This is a genomic window from Sulfitobacter pacificus, assembly GCF_030159975.1.
Taxonomy (GTDB): domain Bacteria; phylum Pseudomonadota; class Alphaproteobacteria; order Rhodobacterales; family Rhodobacteraceae; genus Sulfitobacter; species Sulfitobacter pacificus.
In genome coordinates this window covers 778,400-800,687 of the sequence record NZ_BSNL01000001.1, presented here as the reverse complement: position 1 = coordinate 800,687, position 22,288 = coordinate 778,400, and the positions used below count along the sequence as shown (strand labels likewise).

The 22,288-nt window shown below is 59.4% G+C and carries 20 protein-coding genes; 4 read left to right on the top strand and 16 right to left on the bottom strand.

Going from position 1 to position 22,288, the window contains the following annotated elements; translation table 11 throughout:
- The first annotated feature begins 44 nt into the window (after positions 1-44).
- Both QQL78_RS03995 and QQL78_RS03990 read left to right on the top strand, forming a co-directional pair.
- The gene (locus QQL78_RS03995) at positions 45-1,178 is read left to right on the top strand and encodes a polysaccharide biosynthesis/export family protein (protein WP_284370801.1); all 1,134 of its coding nucleotides are present in this window, start codon (positions 45-47) and stop codon (positions 1,176-1,178) included.
- 5 nt (positions 1,179-1,183) lie between these two features.
- On the top strand, positions 1,184-3,223 hold the full coding sequence (locus QQL78_RS03990; protein ID WP_284370799.1) for a capsule polysaccharide biogenesis protein: 2,040 nt from the start codon (positions 1,184-1,186) through the stop codon (positions 3,221-3,223).
- Positions 3,224-3,336: 113 nt separating this feature from the next.
- Here QQL78_RS03990 and ribD read toward each other — a convergent pair whose 3' ends face one another.
- The 16 genes from ribD to QQL78_RS03910 form a co-directional block, all read right to left on the bottom strand.
- The gene (ribD, locus tag QQL78_RS03985) at positions 3,337-4,440 is read right to left on the bottom strand and encodes a bifunctional diaminohydroxyphosphoribosylaminopyrimidine deaminase/5-amino-6-(5-phosphoribosylamino)uracil reductase RibD (RefSeq protein ID WP_284370797.1); all 1,104 of its coding nucleotides are present in this window, start codon (positions 4,438-4,440) and stop codon (positions 3,337-3,339) included.
- Positions 4,437-4,904 carry a transcriptional regulator NrdR gene (gene nrdR, locus QQL78_RS03980; protein WP_025052368.1) on the bottom strand — a complete coding sequence of 156 codons (468 nt, stop codon included), beginning with the start codon at positions 4,902-4,904 and terminating at the stop codon, positions 4,437-4,439. The genes ribD and nrdR overlap by 4 nt, the downstream gene beginning before the upstream one ends.
- Before the next feature lie 166 nt (positions 4,905-5,070).
- Complete coding sequence (locus QQL78_RS03975; RefSeq protein ID WP_284370793.1) at positions 5,071-5,487, bottom strand: secondary thiamine-phosphate synthase enzyme YjbQ; 417 nt, start codon at positions 5,485-5,487, stop codon at positions 5,071-5,073.
- A gap of 8 nt (positions 5,488-5,495) precedes the next feature.
- Positions 5,496-5,900 carry a hypothetical protein gene (locus tag QQL78_RS03970; protein WP_284370791.1) on the bottom strand — a complete coding sequence of 135 codons (405 nt, stop codon included), beginning with the start codon at positions 5,898-5,900 and terminating at the stop codon, positions 5,496-5,498.
- Positions 5,897-6,295: a hypothetical protein gene (locus QQL78_RS03965; protein WP_284370789.1), complete on the bottom strand. Its 399-nt coding sequence runs from the start codon at positions 6,293-6,295 to the stop codon at positions 5,897-5,899. The genes QQL78_RS03970 and QQL78_RS03965 overlap by 4 nt, the downstream gene beginning before the upstream one ends.
- 2 nt (positions 6,296-6,297) lie before the next feature.
- The gene (locus QQL78_RS03960) at positions 6,298-6,729 is read right to left on the bottom strand and encodes a hypothetical protein (RefSeq protein WP_284370787.1); all 432 of its coding nucleotides are present in this window, start codon (positions 6,727-6,729) and stop codon (positions 6,298-6,300) included.
- A 132-nt stretch (positions 6,730-6,861) separates the two neighbouring features.
- Positions 6,862-8,850 carry an RNA polymerase sigma factor RpoD gene (rpoD, locus tag QQL78_RS03955; RefSeq protein ID WP_284370784.1) on the bottom strand — a complete coding sequence of 663 codons (1,989 nt, stop codon included), beginning with the start codon at positions 8,848-8,850 and terminating at the stop codon, positions 6,862-6,864.
- A 147-nt stretch (positions 8,851-8,997) separates the two neighbouring features.
- Complete coding sequence (dnaG, locus tag QQL78_RS03950; protein ID WP_284370783.1) at positions 8,998-10,965, bottom strand: DNA primase; 1,968 nt, start codon at positions 10,963-10,965, stop codon at positions 8,998-9,000.
- Positions 10,966-11,013: 48 nt separating this feature from the next.
- Positions 11,014-11,322 (bottom strand): hypothetical protein, encoded by a 309-nt coding sequence (locus tag QQL78_RS03945; protein ID WP_284370781.1) that lies wholly within the window; start codon positions 11,320-11,322, stop codon positions 11,014-11,016.
- A gap of 39 nt (positions 11,323-11,361) precedes the next feature.
- A complete protein-coding gene (locus QQL78_RS03940) occupies positions 11,362-11,904 on the bottom strand; it encodes a sarcosine oxidase subunit gamma (protein ID WP_284370779.1) in 543 nt (180 codons plus the stop codon).
- Positions 11,897-14,836, bottom strand: coding sequence for a sarcosine oxidase subunit alpha family protein (locus QQL78_RS03935; RefSeq protein ID WP_284370777.1), 2,940 nt, complete (start codon positions 14,834-14,836; stop codon positions 11,897-11,899). The genes QQL78_RS03940 and QQL78_RS03935 overlap by 8 nt, the downstream gene beginning before the upstream one ends.
- Positions 14,833-15,114 (bottom strand): sarcosine oxidase subunit delta, encoded by a 282-nt coding sequence (locus QQL78_RS03930; RefSeq protein WP_284370775.1) that lies wholly within the window; start codon positions 15,112-15,114, stop codon positions 14,833-14,835. Before QQL78_RS03930 ends, QQL78_RS03935 begins: the two co-directional genes overlap by 4 nt.
- Positions 15,115-15,187: 73 nt before the next feature.
- The gene (locus tag QQL78_RS03925; protein ID WP_284370774.1) at positions 15,188-16,441 is read right to left on the bottom strand and encodes a sarcosine oxidase subunit beta family protein; all 1,254 of its coding nucleotides are present in this window, start codon (positions 16,439-16,441) and stop codon (positions 15,188-15,190) included.
- Positions 16,442-16,530: 89 nt separating this feature from the next.
- Complete coding sequence (locus QQL78_RS03920) at positions 16,531-17,274, bottom strand: isocitrate lyase/PEP mutase family protein (protein ID WP_284370772.1); 744 nt, start codon at positions 17,272-17,274, stop codon at positions 16,531-16,533.
- Positions 17,274-18,341, bottom strand: a complete 1,068-nt coding sequence (locus QQL78_RS03915) for a bifunctional transcriptional activator/DNA repair enzyme AdaA (RefSeq protein ID WP_284370770.1) — start codon at positions 18,339-18,341, stop codon at positions 17,274-17,276. Before QQL78_RS03915 ends, QQL78_RS03920 begins: the two co-directional genes overlap by 1 nt.
- A gap of 162 nt (positions 18,342-18,503) precedes the next feature.
- Positions 18,504-19,934, bottom strand: coding sequence for a Glu/Leu/Phe/Val family dehydrogenase (locus QQL78_RS03910; protein WP_284370769.1), 1,431 nt, complete (start codon positions 19,932-19,934; stop codon positions 18,504-18,506).
- A 366-nt stretch (positions 19,935-20,300) separates the two neighbouring features.
- On the opposite strand from QQL78_RS03910, the gene QQL78_RS03905 reads away from it, so the two are divergent.
- Both QQL78_RS03905 and QQL78_RS03900 read left to right on the top strand, forming a co-directional pair.
- The gene (locus QQL78_RS03905; protein WP_284370767.1) at positions 20,301-21,755 is read left to right on the top strand and encodes a TadE/TadG family type IV pilus assembly protein; all 1,455 of its coding nucleotides are present in this window, start codon (positions 20,301-20,303) and stop codon (positions 21,753-21,755) included.
- On the top strand, positions 21,752-22,288 hold the full coding sequence (locus tag QQL78_RS03900) for a TadE/TadG family type IV pilus assembly protein (protein ID WP_284370764.1): 537 nt from the start codon (positions 21,752-21,754) through the stop codon (positions 22,286-22,288). The genes QQL78_RS03905 and QQL78_RS03900 overlap by 4 nt, the downstream gene beginning before the upstream one ends.

Here is a 22,288-nt window from a genome sequence, read left to right as displayed (position 1 = left end):
GGCGAATTTTGAGGCAGAGTTGAACAGGTCGAGGAGACCGGGCAGTGAAATCCATATTTTTCCGGTGGGCGCGTCCCATCGCAACCGTCGCGGCCTTGGCCGTTGTTTCGTCATGTGGCTTGCCGCAGGTTGGTCCGAACAAGCGCCAGATCTATGCCGGTTCGGTCCAGAAGGAGGGCGATGCATTTGTGGTTTCGGTCAACGACCGGGTAACCCGCGCCACCGCAGTGGTTCCTGCATTGGGCTTTTCAGATTCCTTCAAGAACGCCGCACGGCTTGGCTCTGACACAATCCGCGCCGGCGATGTTCTGGGCATTACCGTCTATGAAAACGTCGACGATCCCCTGCTGGGTGTCGAGGGAACCCCCGCCGCACTTTTGGAAGAGGTTCAGGTCGACGGGGCCGGTTTCATCTTCATCCCATACGCTGGCCGGATCAAGGCGGCAGGCAATACGCCGGACGCGATCCGCCGCATCATCACCAACAAGCTGGGCGAACAGACACCCGATCCGCAGGTCGAAGTGCGCCGGGCGGCAGGGGATGGATCAACCGTTTCCCTGATCGGCTCCATCGGGGCACAGGGCGTCTATCCGATTGAACGTCCCACCCGCACTTTGGGTACGATGCTGGCGCGGGCTGGCGGTGTGACCATTGAACCGGCCATCGCACAGGTTACCGTGATCCGGGGCAAGCAGCGCGGCAAGATCTGGTTTGAAGATCTTTATGACCACCCCGAGCTGGACATCGCCCTGCGTTCCGGGGACCGTATTCTGGTTGAAGAAGACAGCCGTTCCTTCACCGCCCTTGGCGCCACCGGCGGTCAGGCGCAGGTGCCGTTTGAATCTCAAACCCTCTCTGCCCTTGAAGGCATTGCACAGGTCGGCGGGTTGAACGCCGCCACCGCCGACCCCACTGGCGTGTTTGTCTTCCGCAACGAACCCGTCGAAGTGGCCTCACAGGTGTTGGGCCGCAATGATCTGGTCGGGGCACAGCGCATGGTTTACGTGCTGGACCTGACCAAACCCAACGGCATGTTCATGGCCCGTGACTTTGTGATCCGCGACGGCGACACGCTTTATGTCACCGAGGCCCCCTTCACCCAGTGGAACAAGGTCATTTCGGCGATCACCGGCACAGCAACCTCCGCTGCTGGTCTGACAACCCTGTCAGGCGGCTGATCCGCGTGGCTCTCGGGCCCGAGATATATGACACACCCGTCGCCGGCCCTGCACAGGACCGGCGACTTTTCGTCTATAACGGTGGCTTTCTGACCCAACGACGGGTGCGGCGCATCCTGCAACTCTCGGGCTATTCACTGCACCTTGGCCTGCCCCGTGCCGGTGACAGCGTGGCAATCTGGGGCAAATCCCCCACCGCCCATCGCGGATTGCGAGTCGCCGAAAAATACGACGCCCCCGTTGTTCGCGTCGAAGATGCCTTGCTGCGTTCCCTGCATCCGGGCCGCGCAGGTGAACCGCCCCTGGGTCTGCTGATCGACAGCAAGGGCGTGCATTTTGACCCCTCAACCCCATCCGAGCTGGAAGAGCTGCTGGCCAGCCATCCGCTGGATGACACCGCCCTGCTGAACCGCGCCCGCGGTGCCATTGCGCGGCTGACCGAAACACATCTGACGAAATACACCGGTTTCGATGCGGATACCCCCGCCCCCGATCCCGGCTATGTGCTGGTGATTGACCAGACCTTTGGCGACGCCTCTGTCACCGCCTGTGGCGCAGATCGCGCGCGGTTTATGGAGATGCTGGTTTTCGCGCAGGAGGAACATCCCGGCGCGCGGGTCATCATCAAAACCCATCCTGAAACGCGGGCTGGCTATCGCAAGGGGTATTTCAGCGCTGAAGATGCCAATGACCGCATCACCCTGATGAGTGACCCGATCAGCCCGTGGAAACTGTTTGAGGGAGCGGTGGGTGTCTATACCGTCTCATCACAAATGGGGTTCGAGGCGATCTTTGCCGGTCATAGGCCGCGTGTTTTTGGACAGCCAATTTATGCTGGCTGGGGGCTGACGTCGGATGAATTTCCCGTCCCCCGCCGCCAGCGCAGCCTGACCCGCCCACAGCTTTTTGCTGCCGCGATGATCCTCTACCCAAAATGGTACGACCCATTCCATGACCGCCTTGGCACACTGGAAGACGCGATTGAGGCGCTGGCCGCCCAGACTCGCAGCTGGCGTGAGGATCACCAAGGCTGGACCGCCTCTGCCATGCGCATGTGGAAACGCAAACCCTTGCAGGGGTTCTTTGGCCAGTACAAACCCGTGACCTTTGAGGACGATCCGGCCAAGGCCCGCCAGACCGGCACCCCATGGATGGTCTGGGCCGGCAAGGCACAGGTCGGCCACGCCGATGCTATTTCGGTCGAGGATGGCTTTCTGCGATCCAAGGGCTTGGGCGCAGCGCTGATCCCGCCCCTATCCCTCGTCTGTGACGATCTGGGCATCTATTATGATCCTTCTCGCCCCAGCCGCCTTGAGAAATGGATCGAGAAACGCGCCACCCTGCGCGCCGACCAACAGACCCGTGCACGCCGCTTGATCGAACGGCTGACCGAGGACGGCCTGAGCAAATACAACCTCAATACCAGTGCACCGGGTCTTTCCGGCCTGGCCAAGGGCCGCCGCATCCTTGTACCCGGTCAGGTCGAGGATGACGCCTCAATCCGCAGTGGCACTGATCTGGTGCGAACCAACCGTGCCCTGCTGGAAACGGTCCGCGCGGCCCATCCTGACGCTGTGATCCTCTATAAGCCACACCCTGATGTCGAAGCGGGGCTGCGTAGCGGAGCCATTGATGCCACGGGTTTGGCTGATGTGATCCTGCCTCAGTGCGATCCCATTGCACTTCTGGGGCAGGTGGATGAGGTCTGGACCATGACTTCCCTGCTGGGGTTTGAGGCGCTGCTGCGCGGCATCCCCGTCATCACATTGGGTGCGCCTTTCTACGCAGGCTGGGGGCTGACGGTGGATAAGGGGGATGTGCCCCCGCGCCGCCGTGCAGAGCCCTCAATCGAAGGGTTGGTGCATGCCGCCCTCATCGACTATCCGCGCTACCGTGACCCGCTGACCGGCCTGCCCTGCCCGGTTGAGGTGATCGTGCAACGGCTGGCCACTGGCACCGTGCCGCGCCCCGGTCCCGCCAATCGCATGCTGTCAAAACTGCAAGGTCTGTTCGCCACACAAGCGCATCTCTGGCGGCGGTCCTGAGCTGCAAACACTATCGCACTTCGCGGAAAACTTGGCTCACCCAACGCGGCCTGAAATCAGAAATTTCAACATGTTACCTGATGCTCTGTGTATCAGATTTTCAGCGAAACGCTTTAGCTCCGCGACCAGACCTGCACCACATCAGCGCCCACTGCACGGGTAGAGCGCAGCACAAAACGCGGGGCCTCACTTAGCCTTGCTACACCCATTGCGCCAATCCCCGGCAGCCCCTCTGCGCCGATCACCACGCCAGCAGTAAAACCGACCAGATCATCGACCAGATCCGCCTCCAGCAAAGAGGCCGCCAACGCCCCACCGCCTTCACAAAATACACGTGTCAATCCGTGGCTGCCCAATTGCTGCAGAACATCTGCCGGATCCAGCTGCGACCCTTTGGCCCTACACGCCAGCAAGGTGGCCCCCAGATCGCGCCATGTCTGCACCAGCATGCTGTCCGCATCTGTCCCATGGCACAGGATCAGCGGCACTTCATTGGCGCTGCGCGCCAGCTGTCCCATCAAGGGCAGATCAAGCCGACGGGACACCACAACGCGTGCCGGTTGATGGGCGATGCCCAGATCGCGCACTGTCAGGCTGGGATCATCCTTGCGGGCGGTGCCGCCGCCCACCATCACCGCATCATGACGGCTGCGCATGGCGTGCACCTCCCGGCGGGCTTGCGCACCGGTGATCCACTGGCTTTCGCCGGTGCCGGTGGCGATGCGCCCGTCAAAGGAGTTTGCCAGCTTCAATGTCAGGAAAGGACGGCCCAATTCAGTGCGGGCAAAGAACCCGGCGTGATCCCGCGCGGCCTGCTGCGCGCCTTCGCCCAGATCCACCTTGATGCCTGCGTCGCGCAGCATCGCGATGCCTTTGCCGTCAACCCGCGCGTCTCTGTCAGTGATGGCAACAACCACCCTTGCCACACCTGCCGCAATCAGCGCCTCGGCACAGGGCGGGGTTTTACCGTGATGTGAACAGGGTTCCAACGTGACATAGACCGTGGCACCGCGTGCCGCCTCACCGGCCTGCGCCAGTGCTTCGGTTTCGCCATGTGGCCTGCCGCCGTCCTTGGTCCAGCCGCGACCGACTATGCGCCCGTTTTTGACGATCACACAGCCGACCGCAGGATTGGGCCAGACGCGGCCCATCCCCCGACGCCCCAAACTCAGCGCCAATCCCATGAAACGGGTGTCGTTCTGGGCCGGTTTGCTCACTCTTCCGACGGTTGGTCTGGACGCAATTCCTGAACAAATTTGTCGAAATCATCCGCCGCCTGGAAGTTTTTGTAAACACTGGCAAAGCGCACATAGGCCACCGTGTCGATCCGCGCCAAGGCTTCCATTACGATCTCGCCGATCTGCTTGGACCCTATATCGGTTTCACCCATGCTTTCCAGTCGGCGCACGATGCCGCTGATCATCTGGTCGATCCGCTCCGGATCAATTGGGCGCTTCTGCATGGAGATACGGATAGAGCGTTCCAGCTTGTCGCGGTCGAAATCCTCGCGCTTGCCCGAGGTCTTGATCACCACCAGATCGCGCAGCTGCACCCGTTCATATGTGGTAAAACGTCCACCACAGGCCGGACAGAAACGCCTGCGCCGGATCGACACATGGTCCTCTGCCGGACGGCTGTCTTTTACCTGAGTATCAATGTTTCCACAAAACGGGCAGCGCATGGGCCGTCCCCCTTCTTTTCCTGTTACAACCGCACTTGTGGGACGTCTCTCCCGCTTCCCTACAGGTATAGGGGAGCCGCGAGGTTTTGGGTAGGGGAGAATTGCTGCGCAACATCTTGGGGGTCAGCTTGAGTCTTGTGGGCAACGCTGTTTGCCCCCGCACTGTCTAATCCGATGCGAAATGCGCCGCCACGCTGCGGGTATGGCGGGCATCACGGTGTTCAAACAGATAGATCCCCTGCCATTGCCCCAAACGCATCTGCCCCGCCGCCACCGGAATGGACAGGTTGATCGGCAGCATCGCCGCTTTGATATGGCCCGGCATATCGTCAGGGCCTTCATAGGTATGGGTCAGATACTGCATTGAAGGATCGGTGGTAGGCGGCACAAGCCGCTGAAAATAAGCCAGAAGATCGGCCTGCACCTCCGGGTCCGCATTTTCCTGTATCAACAGCGAGGCAGAGGTGTGGCGGACCATCAGCGTCAGCAACCCGTCGCCCTGCCCGCGCAGCCAATGGGCCACTTCGCGGGTAAACTCGTAAAGCCCCTGCCCCGATGTTGTGATTTGAAAGGTGGTTTGCATCCGGATCCCTATTTGGTTGATCGGGTAAATGCATCACGACAATAGCGCCGTGCAACCGCAGATTTACGCATCGCCCCGGCCTTGCGAACAGAAAGCGTCAAACCGCTGGGGGCCTGCGCCACATCTGTTGGCGCGGTGGTAAAGATCACACTTTTACGACCCGGCGCTGTCGCGCTGGGCCCCTCCGGTTTCTTGACATAGATGGGCGTGGTTTCGGGCCATCCCCGGCGGCGTTCGACATAGGTTGCGGCACCACACCAATATTCCGCCGCACCAAAGTTCGTCCCCTGAATCACCTCGAAATCGGTGTTGCCAAGCGGGGCAATGACAATCCGGTCCTCTTCCCCATCGGTATTCGCGCTCAGAGCATATGGGATCAGGGCCAGAAACAGCCCGACACCCGCCATCCTCATCGATTGCTCAACCGGGCATCCGCGCAGAACTGATGGGCATGATCCACCGACAGGGAGGCCCCCGCCTTGCGCGGCGATGCGCCCACAATGACAACCGGTGACGGGTTCAGCCCTGCGGGATCAAGGGTAAAGCGCACCGGCGCCCGCTGCCCCAACCCCGGCACGCGCCCTTCAGCGATGTACATCCGTGTATTTCCAGGCGCGCCCAAAACACGACGCGCATAATCCGCAGCGGCGCACCACATGCCCCGCGCACCATATCCACCTCCATTTGCGACCTCAAAACCTCCGGCGGTGCCCGTGACTTTTACATGGTTCTCAGCCCGAAACACCTCTGCGGCAAGCGGGGTGGAAAATCCGATTACAACCGACAGAACCAGCAGCTTGCGGATCATGCTCACGATCCCGACCGGCGCAGCAGGATGTCTTCCAATTCGATCTGATAGTCCTTGCAGAACTGATAGGCATGGCGCAGCGGCAGGCCCAGACCCGCCGTTCTGACACTGACTGAATAGGATTGCTTTGCCCCACCCGGCAATGCGTTCACGTCCGTGGTAAACACTGCCCCCTTGCGGCCCGGTGCCGTTACCGATGGCCCGCGTGCCGATTGCACATAGAGCCGTTGGTCGCCCGCTTGCCGCTGACCATTCAACACATAGTCAGCCGCCGCGCACCACATGCCGCGCGCGCCTTCGCCGCGGCTCTCGATCACTTCGAAAGAGGTGGCGCTGATCGGAACAACATTCAACCGGTTCACCGCCAGATAGGATTGCGCCACTGCCGAAACCGGCAGGGCCGCACAGATCAAAGAAAGGCATAGACGTCGCATAGGAAGGCTCCTTCAGGTTCGACACCTAACTTAGGGCATACTGACGAAAGGGCAAAGTCACGAGCCCGTGCGTGCCAAACGAAAAAGGGCCGCCCCAAAAGGCGACCCCCGATTTGTTAACCGTCATCCTGATCACTGATCAAGGAAGGACCGCAGCTTGCGCGACCGGCTGGGATGCTTGAGCTTGCGCAGCGCCTTGGCCTCGATCTGGCGAATACGTTCGCGCGTCACGCTGAATTGCTGGCCAACTTCTTCCAGCGTGTGATCGGTATTCATGCCGATGCCGAAACGCATCCGCAGAACACGTTCCTCGCGCGGTGTCAGGCTTGCCAGCACCCGTGTTGTGGTTTCCTTGAGGTTCTCCTGAATGGCACTGTCCAGCGGCAGCACAGCATTCTTGTCCTCGATGAAATCGCCAAGCTGGCTGTCTTCTTCGTCGCCAATCGGGGTCTCCAGTGAAATCGGCTCCTTGGCGATTTTCATCACCTTGCGGACCTTTTCCAAAGGCATTTGCAGCTTTTCGGCCAATTCTTCCGGCGTCGGCTCGCGGCCAATCTCGTGCAACATCTGGCGACCTGTGCGCACCAGCTTGTTGATGGTCTCGATCATATGCACCGGAATACGGATGGTGCGCGCCTGATCGGCAATCGAGCGGGTGATCGCCTGACGGATCCACCATGTGGCATAGGTGCTGAACTTATAACCGCGACGGTATTCAAACTTATCCACCGCCTTCATCAGGCCGATGTTACCTTCCTGAATAAGATCAAGGAATTGCAGACCGCGGTTAGTGTATTTCTTGGCGATCGAAATCACCAGACGCAGGTTGGCCTCGACCATTTCTTTCTTGGCCTGACGGGCCTCTTTCTCGCCCTTCTGAACCTGCTGCACGATGCGGCGGAATTCAGGGATATCCAGACCGACATATTGACCGACCTGCGCCATATCCGCGCGCAGTTCTTCAACCTTATCAGTGGATTTCTCAATGAACATCTGCCAGCCGCGACCGGGCTTTTCCGCCATCCGCTCCATCCAGTTCGGATCCAGCTCATACCCGCGATAGGCGTCAACAAATTCCTTGCGGTTGATGCGCGCCTGATCCGCCAGTTTCACCATGGCAGAGTCGATCTGCATGATCCGGCGGTTGATCCCGTATAGCTGGTCAATCAAGGCTTCGATACGGTTGTTGTGCAGGTGCAGGTCGTTGACCAGCAACACAATTTCCGCCCGCAGCTTCTGATATTTGTCTTCCTGCTTCTTGGTGAATGAATTGTCTTCATTCAATGTCGCGGAAATCCGGCTGTCCTGCATCTCGCTCAGCTTGACGTAATCATCGGCAATGATGTCCAGCGCTTCCAGAACCTGCGGTTTCAGCGCAGCTTCCATCGCGGCCAGCGACATATTGGCCTGTTCGTCATCATCATCGTCGTCATCATCTGTGGAGATCGGGTTGCCGTCCGCGTCAAGTTCCTGCTTTTGCTCTTCGCTCTTGGTGTCTGTCACGCCACCAACCGCAGGCACAACCGGCGTTGTTTCACCGTCTTCGCCCATCTGATCGCCAAAAGTCGCCTCAAGGTCGATCACATCGCGCAGCAGAATATCTTCGGACAAAAGTTCGTCGCGCCAGATCGTAATCGCCTGAAAGGTCAGCGGGCTTTCACACAGGCCCGCGATCATCGTATTGCGGCCCGCCTCGATGCGTTTGGCAATGGCGATTTCGCCTTCACGACTCAATAGCTCAACCGAACCCATCTCACGCAGATACATGCGTACCGGGTCATCAGTGCGGTCCAGCTTTTCCGTGGTGCCGGAGGACAGCGTGACTTCCTTGTTGCTGTCCGTGGTGGCAAGCTCGGTGCCACCTTTGGCTTCTTCTTCCTCGGCGTCCTCATCTTCGATGATGTTGATGCCCATTTCAGACAGCATCGACATCACGTCTTCGATTTGTTCGGATCCAACCTGATCAGGCGGCAGCACCGTATTCAGCTGACCATAGGTGATATAGCCCTTCTCGCGGGCCTCCGAGATCATCTTTTTTACTGCTGCCTGGCTCATGTCCAGGGAATGACCGTTATCGCCGTCTTCGCGCTTGGTGTCTTCGTTGGTGTCTTTCGCGGCCATGTAAGTCCCTCCAGCGCAAACGCGCGAATCAGTGTCCGGTGATTCGTTAATGCCGAATCATGCGGGTTTCAGCGTGATTCTTAAACCCGATATCCTGCTTTTTCCTAAAGTGCCTGCCAAAAGATCACTGTCTGCCCTTTTCAGCCTTCAGCTGCCGCCTTTGGATTTACTAAAAATGATCTTCTCGATCAGCGTATCCCACGCACTACGCTCGTCTTTATCGATATGCGCACCATTGTCGCCCACCAGATATTCCGCCGATTCCTGCTGCCCCGACCGGCTCGCCTCATTGGCGGCACGCGCGGCCTCTGACAGGCGCCATGTGACGCCTTCGTCCGCTACCCCATTCAGATCCTCAGCCGCTTCGGCAATCTCTGCGTTCAGTCCCCGCGCCGCTTCCAGTTTTGCCAGTTCCTCCGCCACCGTCAGCCGCGCCATCTCGGCATCGCCGGGATTACGGATACAGGGTGTGATGGCTACGTGGCGCTGGGACAGCAGGTTTTCAAGTGCCTCCTCCCCCAATGCGCCGGAAATCTTTTCGCGCAACACCTCAGGTGTGTCATGGGCATGGCGCAGCATCACATCCCGCAACCGGCGGTGCATGTCATCCGCGCAGGTCATCCCCTCCAAGCCGCTTTCGAACCTCTCGACAATCTGGGGGTTGGTGGCACATGCTGCCAAAATCACCGCCTCGCGCAAGTATTCGGTCATGCCGGCATCGGTGGCCGCAACCAGCATCGACGACTTTGCTGTATGGCTGGCCTTATAGGGCGGCTCCTTGCCCCATTTCCCGGTTTTACCCCGCGCCACCGCCGTGCGCCCGCCGGTTTGCGGGCGGAACAGCTTCCAGCGCAGGTCTTTGATTTCCTGTCCATAATGACTGCGGATCGACGGATCTTGTATCAATTTGATCTTTTCGCGCAGCGCCTTGTCCAGCGCCGCCTTGCGTTCGGGACTGTCAAACACCTTGCCTTCGGTCTCGCGCTGCCACAGCAATTGCACCATCGGCACCGCCCCGTCGATCAGCTTTTGAAATGCCCCTTTGCCAGCAGATTTCAACAGATCATCCGGGTCCTGCCCTTCCGGCATCATCGCAAACCGCAGGGATTTGCCCGCCTCGATCAAGGGCAGCGCCAGATCAATCAGCCGCAACGCCGCGCGTTGCCCTGCCGTGTCGCCATCCAGCGTAATGATCGGTTCAGGATCAATCCGCCACAGCATCGCCAGCTGGTTTTCCGTGATCGCCGTACCCAAGGGGGCGACCGCCGCCTCAAACCCTGCCTGTTGCAGCGCAATCACGTCCATATACCCTTCGGCCACCAGCAAGGGCTGCCCCTTGCCCGCCGCCGTGCGCGCCTCTTTCACATTGTAAAGGCTGCGCCCCTTGTCGAACAATTCCGTCTCTGGGGAATTCAGATATTTCGCGTTGTCATTGGGGTCCATCGCACGCCCACCAAAGGCAATCGCCCGCCCCCGCGCATCCCGGATCGGAAACATGATCCGCCCGCGAAACGTGTCATAGGGTTTGCCGCCCTTGGTCGAGGGTTTGGCCAGCCCGGCACCAAGGATCAGCTTGTCGTCAATATCCTTGCCCTTCAGCGCATCCCACAGCCCCTGCCATGTGTCCGGCGCAAACCCGATTTCCCAGCGTTCCAGCGCCGCATCATTCAACCCGCGCTTGTCCAGATAGGCCCGCGCCTCGGCCCCGGCATTGGTCTTGAGCTGCAAACGGAACCAGCGCACCGCCAGCTCCATCACATCGGCCAGCTCTGTGCGTTTATCCGCCTTTTCCTGCGCCCTTGGGTCCTGTTTCGGCACCGGCATCCCGGCCTCACGTGCAAGAATCTCCACGGCTTCCATAAACCCGACATTCTCTGTCTCGCGGACAAAGGAAATCGCATCACCCTTGGCGTGACAGCCAAAGCAGTAATAGAATCCCTTGCGGTCATCGACATGGAAACTGGCGGATTTTTCCTGATGAAACGGGCATGGTGCCCACATGTCGCCCTTGCCCTGATTGGACTTGCGAGGATCCCACACAACTTTGCGCCCGACAACCTGCGACAGGCTCGATCTTGTACGTAACTCGTCTAAAAATCCGGGTGGAAGGCTCATGCGTCTTTATATCGGACGGCTAAGGGCGAAGTCCATATGGCGTGCCGCTTATTGCTGCAAACACAGCTCCGTCCAGGCATCTGCAAGGTTCTGTTGCCGGATGTCACGCATCTTCATCTCATAGACCCATGGTGTCAGCAGCGGGATGGCGGTGTTGAAATTCTCTGGCCAAGTGGCGTTTTCCAGCACATGTGCCTGCACCTTGCGTTCCTTGACCCGGTCCAGCCGCGCCTGCTGGATCGCAGCCACGACACTTGCCTGATGGCCGCAGCTTTCAACCTTGGCGGCGTCCTGTGCCCAAAGGGGCAGCGCCAGCGATGATGCAGCAACAGCTGCCAGTACCAATACACGTGTCATTTCTTGAAACCATCCCGTCAGATTCGATTTAACCAAAGGTTAACCGCGTGACGCCACCGCCGCCATAGCCTGTTTCAGATCATGCAATAAGGTGCCGGCCATCGAGCGGAACACCATAATCTGAAAGCTTTCCGGCCCGGTGCGGGTGATCGAGGCATTCATATGCCCCAGCTGACTGCGCGCCGTATGGCCCCGTTTGAACGTGCCTGCCCGCAGGTCCAGCGGCACCAGCCGTGCCAACACATCCACCGCGCCCGCACCGCTGATGTTCACCACCGCCCAGGCATCGGATTGATCCACCACAGCAGCATGATCAGCCAGCGCCGCATCCGGGGCAGCGCCGATCAACATCACCTCGTCGCGCCCGAACCAAAGACAGCGCAGACCGCCCTTGCCCGTGCTGCGCCCCGCCGCCGGCAATTTTACCCCATGCGCCCGTTCCAGCGCAGCCGACAATCCCGATGTGTCGCCAAAGGCAGACAAAGAGGCCATCGGCGCAAACCCCGCTTCCTCAACCGTGACAGCGCCCAAACTCAACGGCACCAGCCCCGCACAGGCGCTTCGTTCCTTTAATTCAACCACGCACCCTCTCCCCTGCTTCATCCACAAACACCGGATTACAAATCTCCACCTCGGTTTCGATACCGCGCATATGATCCACCATGCGCACCACCTCGCCCAGCCTCTCTGGCCCGCGCCGCAGGAACGCCAGACCAATCATCCGCCCGCAGTCCGGCGAATACCCGACAGAGGACACATGCCCCTGATGGTTCACCCGGATCGCATCCGCGGCGCGATCAAACAGAAACGCACCGCCGCTCAGCTTGCCCTCCGCCTCAACAGGTTTCACCCCGACCAACTGTGGCCGGTCCTCATCCACCAGCCCCTCCCGCGCCGCCATCACCTTGCCAACACAGTCTTTCTTGGCAGAAATCATCCGCCCCATGCCAATATCAAAAGCCGTTGCGCGCCCCTCAATCTCCGCATGGGTGATGAACCCTTTTTCGATCCGCAGCACGTTCAGCGCTTCCATGCCGTAAGGCCCACCGCCCAGTGCCTCTGCCCGCGCTGTCAGCACATCAAACAGGCTGGCTCCGAAGCGCGAAGGCACCGCCAATTCATAAGCATGCTCACCCGAGAAAGAGATCCGAAACAACCGTCCCTGAACCCCGCCAACACTGACACCACCACAAGCCATAAACGGCCAGCTCTCGCCATCAATCGGCACATCCAGCAGCCCGTTCAACAGCTCCCGCGCCTTGGGGCCAGCAATCGCAAACTGCGCCCATTGTTCGGTGACAGAGGTAAAAGCGACCTGCCATTCAGGATGCAGACATTGGGTTACAAACTCCAGATGACGCATGACATTGCCTGCCGCCGCCGTTGTGGTGGTCATGACAAAATGCTGCTCACCCAGTCGCGCACAGGTGCCGTCATCCATGACATGCCCATCCTCGCGCAGCATCAGCCCATAGCGCACCCGCCCGACCTTCAGCGTCGAAAACATATTGGTATAGACAAAATCCAGCAGCTGCGCCGCATCTGGCCCCTGAATGTCGATCTTGCCCAGCGTCGAGACATCACAGACACCAACCGCGCGGCGCACATACCCGACCTCACGATCACAGCTTTCACGCCATGTCGCTTCTCCGGCCTTCGGGAAATAGCTTGGCCTGTACCACAGCCCCGCCTCAATCATCGGTGCCCCCCGTTCCACCGACGCCTGATGCGAGGTGGTCCAGCGTTCCGGCGCAAACCCATGCCCCTGACTGCCCGCTCCCATCGCCGCGATGCTGACCGGCGTGTAGGGTGGTCGGAACGTGGTCGTCCCTGTCTCCGCTATCCCGCGCCCTGTGGCATCCGCCAGAATGGCCAAGGCGGCCACGTTCGAATTCTTCCCCTGATCCGTTGCCATGCCCTGCGTGGTATAGCGTTTCATATGCTCGACAGATTTGAAATTCTCCACAGCCGCCTGTTTGACGTCCTTCACGGACACATCGTTCTGGAAATCCAGCCAGGCCCGCCCTTTGCCCGCCACAGCCCACAGCGGTGCCATACGGTACGCCGCATCCTCTGCCACCGGCAGATCCACATCCGCCGCCTTCCGACCCAGCGCCTTCACCGCCGCTGCGCCCGCCGCAACACCGTCTTTCAGACAGGCCAATGTGGAGAACACCCCGTTACAGGCCCCCGCCACAGTCATATTCTCCAAAGCCCCTTCGCTCGGCACAAAGGCCTGAAGATCCTCGCGCCAGCTTGGCCGCCCACCGGTATGACAGGTCAGGTTCACCGTTGGGTTCCAGCCCCCCGACATGGCCAGACAATCCACTTGCAAGGTCTCCTTTTCACCCGAGGCCAGCCGCAGCGTGATGCTCTCCAGCGCCTTGCGCCCGCCGGAATTACACACCTGCGCGCCTTTGAAGATGGCAAATCCGGCCCCTTCAACAACCGCATCCGCGCGGCTGTCGATCAGCGCCACCACATGTACACCGGCCTTGACCAGATCCCGCGCCGTGCGGTGCGCATCATCATTGTTGCCAAACACCGCAACCCGTTTGCCGGGACTTACCCCCCAACGGTTCAGATAGGCCCGCACCGCCCCGGCCATCATGATCCCGGGCCGGTCATTGTTCTGAAACGCCACAGGCCGCTCGATTGCCCCGGCTGCCAGCACCGACTGTTTCGCCGCAATCCGCCAGAAACACTCCAGCGGTGCGCCACCTGTCCGCTGCCCGGTATGCTGGTTCACCCGCTCAAGCGCCCCATACATGCCGCCGTCATAAACGCCGGTCACGGTGGTACGCGACATCAACCGCACATTCTCCATGTCCGCCAGTTCCGCCACGACCTCCGCAGCCCAAACCGCGCCGGCCTGATGTCCCACGGCGTCACTTTCCGCGTTCAACCGCCCGCCCATCACGCTGTCTTCATCCGCCAGAATCACATCCAGACCGCTGCGCCCCGCGGTCAGCGCCGCCATCAACCCCGCAGGCCCCGCACCAATCACCAGCAGATCACAAAAGGCAAAGGCCTTCTCATAGGTGTCCGTATTGCTCTGCCCGCTCAAGGCACCCAAACCCGCCGCCTTGCGGATCACCGGCTCGTAAATCGCTTCCCAGAACTTCCGGGGCCACATGAAGGTTTTGTAATAAAACCCGGCCCCCAGAAACGGGGCCGCCAGATCATTCACCGCCATCACGTCAAAATCCAGCGACGGCCAGGCATTCTGGCTCTTCGCCACCATCCCTTCAAAAACCTCCACCTGTGTGGCACGCAAATTCGGCTCCGCCTCAGCGCCCTGCCCCAGCGTGATCAGCGCATTCGGCTCTTCGCTGCCCGCCGTCAGCACCCCGCGCGGACGGTGGTATTTGAACGACCGCCCCATCAAACTCACACCATTCGCCAAAAGGGCCGAGGCAAGACTATCCCCCGCAAAACCGTCATACCCCACACCATCAAAGGTAAACCGCACCGGCTGACCGCGATCCACAATGCCCTTGCCCGCAACCCTCATGATGCTTCTCCCATGGTCCGCTTCACATCCGCCGCCAGTTTCACATCCGAAATCTCATGGCTGCGCGTGTCGCGTTTCACCACCAGCCAGGCACCGCACCCCGCTTCATGATGCCATAATTCCTCGGTCACCCCCGCCGGGTTCTCGCGCAGATGCAAATAGTGATCCCATGCCTCTGCCGAGGCCTCTACCTCAGGGCGTGCCAACATCACTGCCGCACCTTGATAATAAAACTCACGTCGGTCCCGATCTCCACATAACGGACATTCAATTCTCACGTGATCCCTCCCAACAAAGCACCCACTTGCCCCTCTTTTTGGCCTTATATACTGTCCGCACTCTCATCCCGCGCTAGTGCAGGTTATGCTGCGATCCGGTCGCCTCTTCATCCATCAAACCGACCCCGGTGCGGAACCGGTCCAATCTGTATTTTGCCGCCGCTTCATGGCGATTGCCCGTAGCCATCAAATGCGCAAAAACATCCCCCGATCCCGGCACCGCCTTGAAGCCGCCGTAACACCAGCCGCAATTGATAAACAAACCTTCGGTCTCGGTCTTGTCGATGATGGGCGATCCATCCGGCGTCATATCCATGATACCGCCCCAAGAACGCAGCACCTTGGCCTTGCCGATCATCGGCATCAGGGTCATCCCTGCCTCCATCACATGCTCCATCATCGGCATATTGCCACGCTGCGCATAAGAGGCATAAAAATCTAGATCACCGCCAAAGACCAATCCGCCCTTATCCGACTGGCTGATGTAGAAATGCCCCATGCCAAAGCTGACAACATGGTCGATCACCGGCTTGATCCCTTCGGTGACAAAGGCCTGCAACACATGGCTTTCAATCGGCAAGCGCATCCCGGCCATTGCCGCCACCTGCCCCGACCGCCCAGCGACGACCACCCCTACCTTTTTCGCGCGGATCGGCCCACGGGTGGTCTGCACGCCTTTCACAACACCGTTCTCGATGTCGATCCCCGTCACCTCACACTGCTGGATCAGATCCACGCCACGCTGATCGGCCCCGCGCGCAAACCCCCAGGCCACCGCATCATGGCGCGCCGTGCCACCTCGCCGGTGCAGCAAACCGCCGTAAATCGGAAAACGGATATTGTCGAAATCCAGATAGGGCAGCATATGGCGCACCGCCTCTGTGCTCAGCAATTCCGCATCATCACCCTGTGACACCATCATATTGCCGCGCCGCGCAAAGGCGTCGCGCTGACCGTCGGAATGACAAAGGTTGATAATTCCGCGCTGCGACATCATCGCATTGTAGTTTAGATCCTGCTCCAGCCCTTCCCACAGCTTCAGCGAATGGGAATAAAACTGCGAATTGCCCTCAAGCCCGTAGTTCGCCCGCACAATCGTGGTGTTGCGCCCGACGTTGCCGCCGCCAAGATAGCCTTTTTCCAGCACCGCGATATTGGTCATGCCGTGGTTCTTGGCCAGATAATATGCGGTGCTTAACCCATGTCCGCCACCGCCGATGATCACCGCATCATATTCGGCCTTGGGTTCAGGATCACGCCAATGGGGCGTCCAGCTCTTGTTGCCGCTCAACCCCTCGCGCAGCACGCGCAACCCTGAAAACCGCATGATGAAAACCTCTCTAGCCCTACCGCCATAAAGGCAGCACCCGCCCGAGGGTACAACGGCTTTTTACACCAGCTGGTCCATCAGCGACATTAAACCGCCGCAGCAGCACCTATTGCCTTCATCGCAGCAATATAGGGCCCCGGCCCATGGCTGATCCGTGCAACACCCGCTTTGGCCAGCTTTTCAATCGGCAGGGCATCGCCCATCCGCATCACATTGACCGGCAGCTCCTGCGCGCCGCAAAACTGCGCGATCAGATCCGCATCCGCCAGACCGGGCACGAATATCCCATCTGCCCCGGCCTCGGCATAGGCCTTGGCGCGCGCAACCGCCTGCACCATCAGATCCGCCGCTGGCGCGGTATCGCCGCAGAAAAACACATCCGTGCGCGCATTGATGAAAAATGCGGGCCCCAGCGCCGCCCTGATCGCCGCAATCCGCGCGGCCTGATCGCGCACAGGGTGCAGCCCCTCGCCACCGACAACGCGGTCCTCGAAGTTCATACCAACCGCCCCGGCCTCGCGCAGCAACACCGCATTCACCGCCACCTCTGTCGGGGTCAGCGCATACCCGCCTTCAAAATCCACCGTGACTGGCACCTCCACAGCCCCCGCCACCTGCCCCGCCACCCGTAAGGCATCCGCCATCGGCAGCGCCTCACCATCCGCAAACCCCTGTGCGGCGGCCACGGCCCAGCTGCCCGTTGCCACCGCACTGGCCCCTGCATCCGCCACTGCCTTGGCCGATCCCGCATCCCAAATATTGTGCAAAACCAGCGGGTCCCCCTTCGCATGCAAGCCCCGGAACGCCGCCGCTTTTTCTGAAAATTCCATCATCTTCCTCCTGTTCCCTGCGCAAATCCGCGCTCCATTTCGATCAACGCCTGTTTGCGCCACAAACCACCACCATATCCGGTCAGCGCCCCATCCGCGCCAATCACGCGATGACAGGGAATCACAATTGCAATCGGGTTCGCCCCATTGGCCCGCGCCACCGCCCGTGTCGCCTCGGGACGGCCCATAGCTTTGGCCACCTCCCCGTAAGAGCGGGTTTGCCCCGCCGGTATCTCGCGCAAGGCCCGCCAGACCTCTTGGGTGAATGCTGTGCCCAGAGGCGCCAGCCGAGTCTGGAAATCGGCAGATTGCCCCGCCATAAACGCCGCCATCTCGGCCTCTATCTGGTCTGTCGGGGCAAAGCGGCCAAAGCCCAGCGACCCTTTGGCAAAACCATACAGCCGTTTCAATTCCGCCGGCAGCGCCTTGCGTTCGGCAAATTCCAGCAAATGCAGCGCATGTTTATCGCTGACCGCAATCATCGGCCCCAGCTTGGTCTCGATCCAATCGGCCCGCAATGTGGCATCCGACACAAACTTCGACGGGGCCAGCCCCAGCCATTTGCCAAAGGCACGGCGAAAGGCGGCGGGGCTGTCATAAGACGCCTCGATCTGTGCATCGATAACCCGCCCGCCTTCCGGCAAAACGGCCGCCCCCGTGCGCAGCCGCGTCAGCCGCGCCATCTCAAGGAAGGTCATGCCGAAATGGCGTTTGAAGGCGCGCCGCACCGTTGACGGGTCCAACCCCATGGCAATCACATCATTTTCCTGCCAGCGCCGTGCCGGATCCTCGCGCAATGCCGTCAACAAGGCCGCTATGGCCGGTTCGCCCTCTGCTGCCGGTGCCATCGGGTGGCAGCGTTTGCAGGGGCGAAACCCCGCTTCGATACAGGCCCCCATCGTGTCAAAGAACACACAGTTCTCGCGTTTGGGTTTACGCGCGGGACAGGTCAGGCGACAAAATACACCGGTAGAGGTCACGCCGACATAGGCCCGCCCGTCAAACCGCGCATCCCGCGCCAGCAAGGCCGCATAGAGCGCCGCATCATCTGGAAGATCAAACATCATGACACAGGCATAGCGCGCCGCGCACAGCCTGTCCGCCCATGATCGGGCGTCTATTCAAGAAAGTGAAAATTCATCAGATGTTTCAGGCCCGAGCACACCGTGCCAACAGCCCTGTCAGTCTGGAAAGGGCGGCACCCGCCCTTTCCTTTTATCTCGCCGGTATCACAAACCTTTGGCGCGATAGCTTGCCGCCACTTTGTCAATCGACACCAGATAGGCCGCCGTGCGCAGGTCCTTTACATCGTCGCGCCCGTGCCAGACATCCGCCATCGACTGATAGGCCGTCGACATTGTGTCATCCAAACCGGAACGCACCAGCTCCAGCTCGCCCGCGCCGCGCAGATACTTCTCTTTGAAGTTCGGGCTCAGCTCCCAGCCGATGCCGCTGTCTGCCGACAACCGCTCCAGCTCGTCCACCACCAGCTGGTGACGCGATTCCTCCTGACGGCGCTGCATCCGGCCAAAGCGGATATGGCTCAGGTTCTTGACCCACTCAAAGTAGGACACCGTCACACCACCCGCGTTGGCATACATATCCGGGATAATGACACAGCCCTTGTCGCGCAGGATCTCATCCGCGCCCGCTGTCACCGGTCCGTTAGCGGCCTCGATAATCAGTGGTGCCTTGATGCGTTCCGCATTGCTCAGGTTGATCACCCCTTCAAGCGCCGCCGGGATCAGGATGTCACAGTCCAGCTCCAGCAGCTTCGCGCCATTCTCCTCCATCTTGCTGTCTGGATAGCCGGTAATCGTGCCATGTTTGCCGATCCAATCATAAACCGCCTGCACATCCAGCCCGTTTTCATCATGCAAGGCACCGTCGCGCTCAATGATCGCGGTGATCTTGCAACCGTCTTCCTCGCTCAGGAACTTGGCCGCGTGATAGCCCACGTTGCCCAGCCCCTGCACGACAACCCGCTTGTCCTTCAGCTTGCCAGTCAGCCCGGCCTTTTCCATACCCTGTTTGTCGCGGAAAAATGCGTGCAGCGCATATTGCACGCCGCGCCCGGTCGCTTCGGTGCGGCCCTGAATGCCGCCCGCATTGGTCGGTTTCCCGGTCACACAGGCCACGCCGTTGATGTCGGTGGTGTTCATGCGTTTGTACTGATCCGCAATCCAGGCCATTTCGCGCTCGCCGGTGCCCATATCGGGGGCGGGCACGTTCTGGGCCGGGTTGATCATATCGCGCTTGATCAACTCATAGGCAAAGCGGCGGGTGATCAATTCAAGCTCATGCTCGTCATATTCACGCGGATCAATACATAGCCCGCCTTTGGACCCACCAAAGGGGGCCTCTACCAGTGAACATTTATAGGTCATCAAAGCGGCCAGCGCTTCAACCTCATCCTGATTCACCCCAAGCGAATAACGGATACCGCCTTTGACCGGCTCCATATGTTCGGAATGGACCGAACGGTAACCGGTGAATGTCTGGATCTTGCCGCGCAGACGCACACCAAAACGCACAGTGTAGGTGGCGTTGCAAACGCGGATTTTCTCTTCCAGCCCCGGTGGCAGATCCATCAATGCAACGGCGCGGTTAAACATGATATCCACGCTTTCGCGAAAACTCGGTTCGTTTGATGACTGCATCGGTCTCTCCTGTCCATGTTCGAGGGCAGCGGTCTGGGTGCCTCATCGCTGTCGCGACTCAGCAACCTGTTGGATGCCCCGCCGTTACCCTAACCCCCGAGTTTGCAAGGTGCGACTTTATTCATCGTTAACATGCCATCTCTTGTGCAGGGCAAGAATCAGGCGACAAAGCGAGGACTGTCCACAAGCCGGAAACAGCCCCCATGATTCCAGCCTCACAGTTGATTAAAAACCACATAAAATGCCCGTATTTGCCTATAATTCGCCCCATTTCCGCCACGTTGGCACGTCACAACAGTCGCAAGGAAAAGTCCGCCCGCTTGTCTGGGACGCCCTGAAGGGGTTTGGCTGGAAAGGTTAACTACGATGACACAACTACTGCGTAAAAAACGCGCTGATCTAAGTGATCTGGCGACATTCTATCGCAATTTTGCAAAGGACGAGGACGGGGTTGTCACCATCTTTGCCTGTTTCATGGTTTTCATGATGATCATGGTTGGTGGCATCGGCGTGGACATGATGCGCCACGAAATGGAACGGACCCGCATTCAAGCGGTGGCCGACCGTGCTGTTCTTGCTGCCGCCGATCTGGACCAGCGACTGCAACCCGAAGCGGTTGTGCGGGATTACTTTGCCAAATCTGGCATGGCCGACTTCGTTTCCGAAGTGACTGTGGATCAGGGGCTGAACTACCGTACGGTAACAGTTGATGCCACAGCCAATGTCGACACGCAATTCATGGACTTCCTTGGTGTTGACTCATTGTCAGTGCCAAGTGTTTCGACTGCCGAAGAAAAGGTAAACAAGGTCGAGATCTCGATGGTACTCGATATCTCCGGTTCCATGCGCCACAACAACAAGATGTCAAACCTGCATGACGCCGCAGGGTCCTTTCTGGATGCCGTCCTGAAAGAGGAAACCAGAGATCTGATTTCTGTCTCCGTTGTGCCCTACACCGCACAGGTGAACGCTGGCAAAGATATCTTTGATCTGATGGATGTCGACCAGACCCATGATTATTCCCACTGCATCGATTTCACCGATGCTGATTTCGGCTACCCTGCCATCTACGCCGGCCATGTTCAGGGCAGTGAACCCTATGAACACATGCAGCATTTTGATGCAGGCTATAGCTGGAATGGCAGCCGGTCAGAGAATGCAATCACCAACCCAGGCTGCCCGAAACAGCCCTATGAGGCAATCACTGCCTTCTCACAGGACAAAGAAGCCCTGAAAGCCCAGATCAACCAGTTCCGTCCGCGGGCGAACACGGCCATCCATCTGGGCATGAAATGGGGTGTTGGCATGCTTGATCCGGCATGGCAGGCATTTAATTCGGCGCTGCCGGAAGTTGACGAAGCCTTCCGCGACCGGCCTGCCGCCTATCCCGATCCAGATGCCCCCGGCACAAACGAAACATTGAAAACCATCATCCTGATGACCGATGGTGAAAACGTTTCGACCCAGCGCATCGTCAAGGACTATGTCTATGCCCGCGAAAGCCACTGGCTGCACTGGAGCAAATACCCGCTGAACTATTACCTGAACCGGCATGTCCGCTCTCGTGACCACTGGCGCTGGAAGTACACCAAATACACGCCAAGTTTTGCCGACAGCCTGCTCAGCGACATCTGCGACGCGGCCAAGGAAAACAATATCGTAATCTGGTCTATCGGGTTCGAAGTGACAGACCATGGTGCCAACGTGATGCGTGATTGCGCCTCCTCACCCAGCCATTTCTTCCGGGTGGAAGGTATCGAGATCACAGAAGCGTTTGACTCCATCGCCCGCCAGATCAACCAGTTGAGGCTCACACAATGATACAGCCCGTACATAAGTTTCTGCGACGGTTCCGCCGTGATGAAGACGGCGCCGCCCTTCTGATCGAATTCGCAATCTTCGTTCCCCTGCTGTTCAGTGTCTTCCTGATGGCGATCGAAATGGGCATCTACTCCATGCGGCAGATGTATCTTGATCGCGGGCTCGACATTGCGGTGCGTTACGTCCGCCTGAACACCAACCGGACGTTTACGCATAACGAGATCAAACAGTTGATCTGTGACAATTCAGGGTGGCTTGAAAACTGCGACGAGACACTGCGCCTTGAGATGACAACTGTGGACCCACGCGCCTTCACCCGCTTTGACCCGGAAGTCGACTGTGTTGACACCTCTCAGCCAGCAAAGCCCGTGCGCGGTTTCACCCTTGGCGAGGCCAACCAGATGATGATGCTGCGCGCCTGCGTCAGGTTTAATCCGGTCTATCCGACCACCGGTCTGGGCCGTGAATTTGAAAAAGACGGGACTGGACGGGCCAAAATGGTCTCGATCGCCGCCTTTGTACAGGAGCCGTAA

Bases quoted from the DNA above. Each gene is read 5' to 3' on its own strand.
- nrdR (WP_025052368.1), bottom strand. From the start codon at position 4,904: ATGCGCTGCCCGTTTTGTGGAAACATTGATACTCAGGTAAAAGACAGC.
- QQL78_RS03920 (WP_284370772.1), bottom strand. From the start codon at position 17,274: ATGGAATTTTCAGAAAAAGCGGCGGCGTTCCGGGGCTTGCATGCGAAG.
- QQL78_RS03970 (WP_284370791.1), bottom strand. From the start codon at position 5,900: ATGAGGATGGCGGGTGTCGGGCTGTTTCTGGCCCTGATCCCATATGCT.
- rpoD (WP_284370784.1), bottom strand. From the start codon at position 8,850: ATGGCCGCGAAAGACACCAACGAAGACACCAAGCGCGAAGACGGCGAT.
- QQL78_RS03900 (WP_284370764.1), top strand. From the start codon at position 21,752: ATGATACAGCCCGTACATAAGTTTCTGCGACGGTTCCGCCGTGATGAA.
- QQL78_RS03945 (WP_284370781.1), bottom strand. From the start codon at position 11,322: ATGACACGTGTATTGGTACTGGCAGCTGTTGCTGCATCATCGCTGGCG.
- QQL78_RS03925 (WP_284370774.1), bottom strand. From the start codon at position 16,441: ATGCGGTTTTCAGGGTTGCGCGTGCTGCGCGAGGGGTTGAGCGGCAAC.
- QQL78_RS03915 (WP_284370770.1), bottom strand. From the start codon at position 18,341: ATGATGTTTGATCTTCCAGATGATGCGGCGCTCTATGCGGCCTTGCTG.
- QQL78_RS03960 (WP_284370787.1), bottom strand. From the start codon at position 6,729: ATGCGACGTCTATGCCTTTCTTTGATCTGTGCGGCCCTGCCGGTTTCG.
- QQL78_RS03905 (WP_284370767.1), top strand. From the start codon at position 20,301: ATGACACAACTACTGCGTAAAAAACGCGCTGATCTAAGTGATCTGGCG.
- QQL78_RS03975 (WP_284370793.1), bottom strand. From the start codon at position 5,487: ATGCAAACCACCTTTCAAATCACAACATCGGGGCAGGGGCTTTACGAG.
- QQL78_RS03935 (WP_284370777.1), bottom strand. From the start codon at position 14,836: ATGAGGGTTGCGGGCAAGGGCATTGTGGATCGCGGTCAGCCGGTGCGG.
- dnaG (WP_284370783.1), bottom strand. From the start codon at position 10,965: ATGAGCCTTCCACCCGGATTTTTAGACGAGTTACGTACAAGATCGAGC.
- QQL78_RS03910 (WP_284370769.1), bottom strand. From the start codon at position 19,934: ATGCAGTCATCAAACGAACCGAGTTTTCGCGAAAGCGTGGATATCATG.
- QQL78_RS03965 (WP_284370789.1), bottom strand. From the start codon at position 6,295: ATGATCCGCAAGCTGCTGGTTCTGTCGGTTGTAATCGGATTTTCCACC.